This is a genomic window from Saccharopolyspora sp. NPDC050389 (assembly GCF_040655595.1).
Classification (GTDB): Bacteria; Actinomycetota; Actinomycetes; order Mycobacteriales; family Pseudonocardiaceae; genus Saccharopolyspora.
The window spans coordinates 1-9,977 of record NZ_JBFAKG010000016.1 but is presented as its reverse complement, the minus strand read 5'-3'; the positions used below and the strand labels follow the sequence as shown (position 1 = coordinate 9,977).

At 70.6% G+C, this 9,977-nt stretch carries 5 protein-coding genes; 4 read left to right on the top strand and 1 reads right to left on the bottom strand.

Going from position 1 to position 9,977, the window contains the following annotated elements; translation table 11 throughout:
• Positions 1-156: 156 nt before the first annotated feature.
• Positions 157-1,557 carry a type VII secretion integral membrane protein EccD gene (gene eccD, locus AB0I53_RS12745; RefSeq protein ID WP_358600847.1) on the bottom strand — a complete coding sequence of 467 codons (1,401 nt, stop codon included), beginning with the start codon at positions 1,555-1,557 and terminating at the stop codon, positions 157-159.
• A 258-nt stretch (positions 1,558-1,815) separates the two neighbouring features.
• On the opposite strand from eccD, the gene eccCa reads away from it, so the two are divergent.
• From eccCa to AB0I53_RS12725, 4 genes are all read left to right on the top strand, one after another.
• Complete coding sequence (gene eccCa, locus AB0I53_RS12740; RefSeq protein ID WP_358600844.1) at positions 1,816-5,781, top strand: type VII secretion protein EccCa; 3,966 nt, start codon at positions 1,816-1,818, stop codon at positions 5,779-5,781.
• Positions 5,782-6,046: 265 nt separating this feature from the next.
• Positions 6,047-7,033, top strand: coding sequence for a hypothetical protein (locus AB0I53_RS12735; protein WP_358600841.1), 987 nt, complete (start codon positions 6,047-6,049; stop codon positions 7,031-7,033).
• Positions 7,034-7,038: 5 nt separating this feature from the next.
• Entirely contained in the window at positions 7,039-9,219 is a 2,181-nt protein-coding gene (locus AB0I53_RS12730; RefSeq protein ID WP_358600839.1) for a hypothetical protein, read from the top strand.
• Between the two features lie 132 nt (positions 9,220-9,351).
• Positions 9,352-9,849 (top strand): GNAT family N-acetyltransferase, encoded by a 498-nt coding sequence (locus AB0I53_RS12725; protein WP_358600836.1) that lies wholly within the window; start codon positions 9,352-9,354, stop codon positions 9,847-9,849.
• Positions 9,850-9,977 lie beyond the last annotated feature (128 nt).

Genomic DNA, 9,977 nt, shown 5'->3' with positions numbered 1-9,977 from the left:
CCGCGGTACGCGCATGCGGCGCCCGCGTGCCTCTGGGCCCTCTGCTGTTCTGGGTCGATTACCCCCCCCAAAAGACTCACGGCCCCGTACCTGCAGGAACGCCGCTCCAGATGCGGGACCACCTCTGAGGTTCCGCCGAACAAGACGACCACCGCCTCAACCGATAGAAGCCATGAGGCTTTGGACGTAGGTGAAGAAGCCGGTGATGTATGCCGCGTAGGGAATCAGCGCCAGGATAGCCAGGACGTCGGTCCAGTCCGCGATTCGGCCGAGGTGCGGCGACGGGTTCCGCCGCGCGTACACCACGCCCGCCGCCGCGACCAGCAGCGCGACAACAACCAGCGCCAGCAGGGAAAGTGCGAGGCCCAGGGCGCTTTCGAAACCTGCGATGAGCCGCCCGGCGAATCCGGCCGCCACCAGCAATCCGGCCACCAGCAGCGGAATTCGCTGGCGCGGGATCGGGAACAGCCGCGACCGCAGCAGCAGCGCAGCTGCGGCCAGCGCGAGCATGGTCAGGCGCGCAGCGCCGCCGTGTGCGAGCAGCGGCGGCACGCAGAACGCCGCCGTGACGGCCAGGCCCAGCAGGAGGCCGGTGAGGATCTCGTCAGTGCGGCGCGCCGCGGCGAACACCGTCGAGGTCGGCGCGGCGGGCTTGTCGGCGAGCATGTCGGCCGCGCGCTGCGGGAGTTCCGGCACCGGCAGCCGCCCGAGCCGGATCGCCAGCAGCGGATATCCCGGCAGCAAAGCGATTCCCGCGGTCAGCACCACTGCCGCCGCCGCGTCCGCGCCGAGCCAGCCGCCGAGCGCGGCGCCCAGCGTGCCGAGCAGCCCGATCGCGATCGCGGCCACGAACACGCGGGCTTCGGCGGCGACACCGACGTAACCGGAGATGCCGAACACCAGCAACGACACCGTGCCGACCAGCAGCTGCGCGCTGCCGAACTGCAACAGCCCGACGTGCGCGGGCGCCGTGATCAGCAAACCGCCCAAAAAGGCATACGGCAGGCCACATCCGGCGAACAGCGCACCAGCTCGCGCGTCCGGAACCGCACGCGCGACGACGATGCCGAGCACGGTCAGCACCACCGCGGCGGCCAGCATGACCAGCCCCGGAGCCAGCCAAGGCCCCTGGAACAGCAACGTGATCAGAGTGCCGCCGAGCAACAGCGAACCGGCGACGACCAAACCGCACCGCCGGGTCGCCGCCCGGCCCCAGCTTCGTCCATTTCGCCTAGCGCCGCTGGCAATTGTTTCCACCAGATCGTCGTATTCGATTTCCGGCCATTCGGACTGACCGGGAACCAAATGGAGCACTTCGCCGTCGCGAATTTCCTGCGCACCCAGTGTTTGCCGCGGATCCAGCCGTTCTCCGGTCGGGCGGCGCAACGCCCAACCACCGTGCCGCTCACCGGCATCCGCCGCGTCGTCCCCGGCGTGGCGCAGGATATAGGGCAGCAGCTCCGCGACTGTGACATCCTCGGGCAGCGCGACATCGATTCCGCGCTTCGGCGTGGATATCGTGACTTTCGCCAGAGTGGTGCCCAATGTGGACGACATGGCGCTCCTCCGGGAGAGGCGTGAACTCGGAAATCGCTAGGAGTGTCTCATCAATGATCTGCTCGGCGGTGTCGATAACGTAACCTCGGACGCCGCGGCGGTCCGGGATCTCCGTCTAATGTATGTCCAAACGCACCACGCTGGGGCCGCCGTTGGCGAGGTGACCCAGCGGAACGTCGGAGCAGCGTAGCAATTCGGATCGCGGCAGCGGGATGGCGAGATCATGCCCGCGCCGCAGGCGATCTGGAGGTCTCGGTTTTGGGAACGATCATCGTCCGGCGGCCGTTGCGGCGGCCCGCACCGGACCTGCCCTCCGGCGAGCTGGTGCTCGACCCGCCGCCGGAGAATCCGCCGCCGCCCGGCCGGAACTGGACGCGGGTGCTGATGGTGCTGCCGATGATGGCCGGCATGGCGGGCATGGCGCTGCTGATCGGGGCCGGCCGCTCGGGGCCGCTGATGTACGTCGCGGGCGGGCTCTACGGCGCGGCGATGCTCGGCATGATCGGTTTCCAGGTGATGAGCCAGGTCGGCCAGGGCGCCAGCAAGCAGGAGATGATCGCCGAGCGCCGCCGGTACATGCGGCGGTTGAGCCAGTTGCGCGCGCAGGTGCGCGAAACGGTCGAACGCCAGCGGCAGGCGATGTTCTACCGGCATCCCAATCCCGACCAGCTGTGGTCCACTGCGCACAGCGCCCGATTGTGGGAGCGCCGCCCGAACGACTGGGATTACACGGTCGTCCGGATGGGGCTGGGCCCGCAGGAGCTGGCGACCCGCCTGGTGCCGCCGGAAACCCGGCCGGTCGACGAGCTCGAACCGCTGTGCGCGATGGCGCTGCGGAAGTTCGTCACCACCTACTCGACGGTGCCCGACCTGCCGGTCGCGGTGGCGTTGCGCGGTTTCTCCCAGATCTACGTCACCGGCGACCGCGAGGCCAAGCGCGCGTTCGCCCGCGCGGTGGTCGCGCAGCTGGGCACCTTCCACGCGCCCAGCAACGTGCTCACCGGGTTCTGCATCGCCCCCGGCGAGCGCGACGCGTGGGACTGGGCGAAGTGGCTGCCGCACGCGCTGCACCCGACCAAGACCGACGCGGTCGGCCAGATCCGGCTGGTGGCGCCGAGCGTCACCGCGCTGGAGGCGATGCTCGACGACGTGCTCGCCAACCGGCCCCGCTTCAACCCGGGTTCGATGCCGATCGAAGGCGCCGCGCACCTGGTGGTCTTCCTCGACGGCGGCGACACCTCCGGCTCCGAACACCTGATGATCGAGGGCGGCGTCGAAGGCGTCACCCTGATCAACCTGGCCACCGACCCGCCGCGGGTGCTGGACGCCACCACGCTGGTCCTCGACATCGCCGCGGACGGCAGGCTGACCAGCCGCACCATGGACGGCACCGGATCCGTCGGCCGCGCCGACTCGTTCGACCTCGAAGGCATGCAGGGCCTGGTGCGATCCCTCGCGCCGATGCGGCTTTCCGCGCTGTCCAGCGGCGACCAGCCGCTGTCCGGCTCGCTGGAACTCACCGACCTGCTGGGGCTGGGCGACCCGTACGAGTTCGAGCCGGCGAAGAACTGGACGGCCCGGTCCAACCGGGACAAGCTGCGGGTGCCGATCGGCATCACCGCCGACGGCCGCCCGATGGAGCTGGACCTCAAGGAATCCGCCCAGGACGGCATGGGCCCGCACGGCCTGCTGGTGGGCGCCACCGGTTCCGGCAAGTCGGAGCTGCTGCGCACGCTGGTGCTGGCGCTCGCGGTCACCCACGACTCGGAAATCCTCAACTTCGTGCTGGTCGACTTCAAGGGCGGCGCGACGTTCACCAAACTCGACCGGCTACCGCACACCAGCGCGGTGATCACCAACCTCGCCGACGAGCTGCACCTCGTGGACCGGATGCTCGACGCGATCCAGGGCGAGCTGATGCGGCGGCAGGAGCTGCTGCGCAAGGCCGGCGACTACGCCTCCCAGCGCGACTACGAGCGGGCCCGCACCGCCGGGGCGCCGCTGGAGCCGCTGCCGTCGCTGCTGGTCATCGTCGACGAGTTCTCCGAACTGCTCACCGCCCGGCCGGACTTCATCGACATGTTCGTCCAGATCGGACGCGTCGGCCGCTCGCTGGGCGTGCACCTGCTGCTGGCCTCGCAGCGCCTGGAGGAAGGCAAGCTGCGCGGCCTGGACTCGCACCTGTCCTACCGGGTCGGCCTGCGCACCTTCTCGGCGATGGAAAGCCGCGTCGTGCTCGGCGCGCCCGACGCCTACGAGCTGCCGCGCTCGCCCGGCAACGGCTTCCTGCGCTCCGGCACAGAGGAACTGCTGCGGTTCAAGGCCGCCTACGTCTCCGGCCTGCACCAGCGCGGCGTGGCCAGGCGCACCGACGGCGAGGGCCGGCAGATCGACCCGGTGCAGGACTACTCCACCCGCTACCTGCGCCCCCGCGTCACCGAGGAGCTGCCTGCGGAGACCACCGAGACCGAGCAGGTCGGCGACACCCTGCTCGACGTGCTGGTGGATCGCCTGGAGGGGCAGGGCAAGGCGGCGCACCAGGTCTGGCTGCCGCCGCTGGACGAACCGCCCACCCTGGACCAGCTGCTCGGACCGCTGGTCACCGATCCCGAGCGCGGCCTGACCACCGGTAAGGAGGAGCTGCGCGGCAAGCTGCGCGCCGCGGCCGGCGTCATCGACCGGCCCTTCGACCAGCGCCGCGACCTGTGCTGGCTGGACCTCGCGGGCGCGGGCGGCAACGTGGTGGTCGTCGGCGGCCCGCACAGCGGCAAGAGCACCGTGATCCGCGGCATCATGGGCAGCCTCGCGCTCACCCACACGCCGGACGAGGTGCAGTTCGTCTGCCTGGACTTCGGCGGCGGCGGGCTCACCGGCATGCGCGACCTGGCGCACATCGGCAGCGTCGCGACGCGGCGCGAGACCAACCAGGTGCGCCGCAGCATCGCCGAGGCCCTCGCGCTGCTGGCCGAACGCGAGGCCCGGTTCGCCGAGCACGGCATCGACGGCATGGGCACCTACCGGCGGCTGCTGCGCGAGGGCCGGTTCCCGGAGGACCGCTTCGGCGACCTGTTCCTGGTTGTGGACGGCTGGATGACGCTGCGCAGCGACTTCGAGAACCTGGAGCCCGCCGTCACGCAGCTGGTGAACCGGGGCCTGGCGTACGGCATCCACGTCATCGGCAGCTGCAACCGGTGGATGGACCTGCGGATGAACATGCGCGACGTGTTCGGCAGCCGCATCGAGCTGAAGCTGGGCGACGCGGTGGATTCCATGCTCGGCAGGCGGGAAGCGGCAAGCGTTCCCGAGCAGTCGCCGGGGCGCGGGCTCTCGCCCGACGCCGGGCAGTTCCTGGCGGCGGTGCCGCGGGTCGACGACAGGTCCACCGCCGAAGAACTCTCCGCCGGGGTGCGGCACTTCGTCGACTCGGTCAACGAGGCGTGGCCCGGCCGGCGGGCTTCCGGCGTCCGGCTGCTGCCCGCCGAGCTGCCCTACGCGGCGCTGCCCGAGGCCGAGATCGCCTCGCCGCGCGGCATCGCGGTCGGCATCTCCGAGGCCGATCTGCAGCCGGTGCACCTGAACTTCGAGGTGGAACCGCACCTGATGCTCTTCGGCGACGTGGAGTCCGGCAAGAGCACGTTCCTGCGGTCGCTGGCGCGCAGCATCATGACCCGCTACAGCCCGGAGCAGGCGCAGATCGCGGTCGTCGACTTCCGCCGCAGCCTGCTCGGCGTGGTGCCCGACGAGTACCTGGTCGGCTACGCCAGCGCGGCCAACGGCACCAAGGAAATGGTGCAGCTGACCATCCAGGCGATGCAGAAACGCCTGCCCGGCCCCGACATCACGCCCGAGCAGCTGCGCACCCGCAGCTGGTGGCAGGGCCCGGAGCTGTTCATGCTGATCGACGACTACGACCTGGTGGCGCCGAACCCGCACGACAACCCGTTCACGAAGCTGCTGGACTTCATGACGCAGGGCCGCGACATCGGCCTGCACCTGGTGCTGACGCGCCGGGTCGGCGGCGTGGCCCGGGCGGTGTTCGACCCGGTGATCTCCCGCGTCCGCGACCTCGCCTCGCCGGGCGTCCTGATGTCCGGCAATCCGGAGGAAGGCCCGGTGTTCGGCAAGCTCAAGCCGGAACCGCTGCCGCCGGGCCGCGGTTGGCTGGTCACCCGCGCCCGCGGCCAGGAACTCGTCCAATTCGCCAACCTCCCACCGGAGCACTGATCGGCGAAGCCGCGTTCACCCGGAGAGGGCGCAATTTCGCGAGAAATTGCGCCAACGCCGGGTGACGGCGCCCATGGCACTCCGTGACCGCCGCCCGGCGTTTGCGCAGGTGGTGCCAATTTCACGAGAAATTGACCGTCACCCGGGTGAACGCCAAATTCTCGTGAAATTGCGCCCGCCTGGCGTTTTCCGGGCGGGGGTTGACACCGGGTGGTTTGTTGAGGAGAGCGGGGTTCTCCGCCCCGCGCGCGACGAAGGGGACGACATGGCGGTTCCAGATCCGGACGGCCGCGGAAGCGGACCAAGCTGGCCCACCAGCGGCGAAAACCTCAAAGCCGACCCCAGTTCGCTGCGCGGTTACGGCACGAACGTCGCGACCATCGGCAAGAACCTGCAGTCCGACACCATGGGCGGCGCCATGGGGATCAACGGCGGCGGCGACGACATCTCCATCAGCACCGGCGGCTTCCCGGAAGGCTCGCAGGCGGACCAGCTGACGGCCCGCAACGCCCAGGAGATGATGCGGTTCCTGCAGGACATCCGGCAGAACCACCTGGCGATCTCGTCGGTGGCGCACATCTGCGCCGACCTGTACGAGGACACCGACGCCGCCAACGGCGTGCGGCTCTCCGGCGTCGAGTGGGCGTTCAACGAACCCGGCGCGGAACGCCCGCCCGGCGCGCCTCCGTACCTCAAGGAGACGATCGCCGACAACATGGCCGACCAGCCCAAGGGCCTCGGCAAGGGCGAGGGCGAGGAGCTGACCGGCACGCACCACTTCTCCGGCGGCGTCGTCTACATGTACAAGTCCAAGGACGGCAGCACCCGCAGCGTGGTGCAGACCGAGAACGGCATCACCGAGACCGGCTACGGCAAGAACGGCACCGAGACCTACAGCTCGACGTCCAAGCCGAGCGGCGCGATGATCACCAAGACCTACGACGACAAGGGCAAGGTCGTCAGCACCACCAGCCGGACCGTCAAGAGCAATCCCATCGCCGGTGGTCGGGACGAGGTCACCACCGTCCGCACCAAGAACGCCGGCAAAGAGGCGACCGTCGCCGAAGAGCACAAGGTCACCAAGAAGTACAAGGACGGCACCGAATCCCGGTACTACTACACGGAAGAAGACGGCAAGCGCAGCGACGAGCGCTACGTCGGCCGGCAGCCGAAGAAGGTCACGCCGGAGGACTGGGCCGACGAGGCGCGCCGCAACATGAAGGAAAACCGCCGGATGGCCGGGGGGATGTGATTCGGATGGCCGGACCCGCTGACGACTACTACGGCTACAACTACGACTCGCTGGAGAACTACTCGACCGGCGGCGGCGCCGGGCCCATCGGCCCGGACGAGCTCTACTACAGCGGCCAGACCAACACCGGCAAGGACTACACGCCGGGCCCGGATTCGAAGGCCGCGCAGGGCACGACGATCGCGGAGATCCGCCGGCAGATCATGGGCGAACAGCCCGGCACCGCCGACGAGCGCGGCGACCAGTTCGCCAACGTGGCGACGATGCTGTCGAACGTGCAGACCCAGGTGCGCACCCAGACCGATGCCCTGAAGGCGGAGTGGGACTCCCCGGCGGCCAAGGACGCGTTCCTGAGCAAGGTCGGCCAAACCCTGGCGTACCTGGCGGTCTGGGAGAACGCGGCGACCCGCACGGCGAGCGGGCTGCACGGGCTCGCCGCGGCAATGCGCGAAGCGCAGGAGGACATGCGCGCGCTGTGGACGGAGTACAAGCAGGACCTGCGCGACGTCGACACCAGCTTCCGCGAGCAGGTGTCGGTGGAGGGCTACAGCAGCGGCGCGTGGGATGAGGCGAAGCAGGAGTCGCACGAGAAGTACAACCAGAAGGCCCGGGAGCTGGCCAGCCGGACGGCCGACAGCTACGCCCCGTACATCACCAAGCTGGCGCTTGGGCGGGCGATGAAGGTCGACCCGCTGAACGCGATCCAGCACCCGGGCGCGCTCGGCATCACGCCGCCGAAGCTCCCCGCAGCTCCGGGCGGCCCGCCCGGAGCGCCCGGCGGCATGGCGCCTCCCGACGGGGCTCCCGGCGCACCGGGTGGCATGGCGCCGCCCGACGGAGCACCGAACGGAATGGCGCCTCCAGGTGACGGTCCTGGCGCGCCTGTCGGCGCACCACCGCCCGCTGCAGCGCCACCCGGCGCACCGAAGGGATCGGCGCCACCTGTCCAAGGCCCCGGAGCGCCCCGAGGCACAGCGCCGCCGAACGGTGCACCAGGCGAAGCGCCGCCCGGCCGAGCACCCGGAACACCGCCGGGCACGGCACCTCCCGGCCAGCCACCAGGCGGAACACTCCCGCCCGGCCCAGCACCTGGAATGCCGGGCGGCACCGCGCCTCCCGGCAAAACCCCGGGCGGCCCGGCGCCAGGATCCCCGCCGTCGCTTCCCGGCGGCGGTGGAGCGCCTGACGGCATCGCGCCGCCTGGGCTGGCCCCGCCGGGCGTGCCGGGCACCGGGCCCGGCATCGGCGCCCCGTCGCCAGGTGCGCCGGTTGGCACGCCGACGCCCGGCACGCCTGGCGTGACGGCGCCGGGCGATGCCGCACCCGGCAGGCTGCCCGGCACGATCGGCGGCAACACGGGCGTGCCGGGAGTCGGCGCGCCGGCCGCACCGGGCACCGGCACGCCGCCGGGAACGATGACTCCACCGCCACCGGGCGGCTCGGGGGCGCAACCGCCGAAGCAGCAGCAGGGCAAGATTCTCGGCGGCCCGCGCCTCGGAAACCACGGCATGGCAACGCCTTCCGACCCCGAGGCCGGCACTATCCGGCCGCCGGCGGGGCAGAACGCGGCGCCTCCGGGTGCACCGGGCTCGCCCGGTTCCCGGCCCGAAGGCCGGCCTGCAATGGGTTCGCGGGCGGAGGTGCCCGAAGCGTTCCTCCCGCCGCCGAACGCGGCGCCTTCGGTGCTCGGCGGCGAGCAGCGGCGAACTCGCCCGGGCAGCAAGGAGGAGTCGCCGGACCGCCACTCCGGCAGGAGCGACGTTCCGCCACCGGTGCTGAGCAACCCGCATCGGACCGGACCGTTGAAGACGTTCACCGAACGCCGAGCCCAGCGAAAGCGCGAACGCGAGAAGAAGCTGCAGCAGCAGCCGACATCGGAGTTCGCGGTCGACCTGCCGCTGAGCACCGCGCCGGTCCTGGAAGCCAGGACCACACCGGAAGTCGACGTGCAGGCGGAGCTCGGTGCCCAGGTGCCGGCCGCGCTGCGCAACCGGCCTGCGGTGGTCGCGGCGCACGAGCCTGCGGATGTCGGCGCCGACCGCGCGGCCCGGCGCACCAGGCCCGCGGAATCGCCGGCGGATCAGGACGTCTGGGACGTGGAAACTCCGGGCGGCCCGGTGGTGAACGGCGAAGCCGAGTACCGCTACCGCCCGGAACCGGAGCCAACCCTCAACGGCAAGTCCTGATCCTTGCGTTGAACGGGTGTTTGGCCAGGTGAACGCCCGTGAGTACTTTGTGCTGCCATAGCAGCACAAAGTACTCACGGGCCCCCGCAAGCGCCTGCGCTCCCGCGCCGAGCGGCGGTAGCCTCGGCCCTTATGAGCTGGCTGCCCGACGACTTCGTCCACCCCGTCCACGTGCCCGTGCCCAACACCGCGCTTCACCTGCGGCCGATCCGGGAGGCGGACGCCGCGCTCGACTACCCCGCCGTGACGGGCTCCCGGGAGCGCTTGTGGGAGATCTTCGGTCCGGCCTGGTCATGGCCCAGGGAGACGATGACCTATGAAGAGAACCGCGCCGACTTGCTGCGGCACGAGAAGGAGATAGCCGCGCACCAGTCGTTCAACTACGCGCTGCTGGACGAGGAGGAGACGGCGATCCTCGGCTGCGTCTACATCGATCCGCCCGAGCGCGCCGGCTCCGACGGCGAGGTCGCCTGGTGGGTCGTGGACGACCTCGCCGGCGGCGACGTGGAGCGCGCGTTTGACGCGCTGGTTCCGCAGTGGATCGCCGCCGACTGGCCCTTCCAGCAGCCCCGTTATCTGGGCCGCGACATCACCTGGCAGGACTGGCTCGCGCTGCCGCGCGCCTCGTGACACGCCCGTGTGCACTTTGTGCTGCTACAGAGACTGTTTCCAAACTCGTCCTGCATAGCGGTGCGGGTGGCGGAACCTCAGAGGCCTTCTCGCTGTGGGATCCCCGACATCATGAATGCCAATTCACC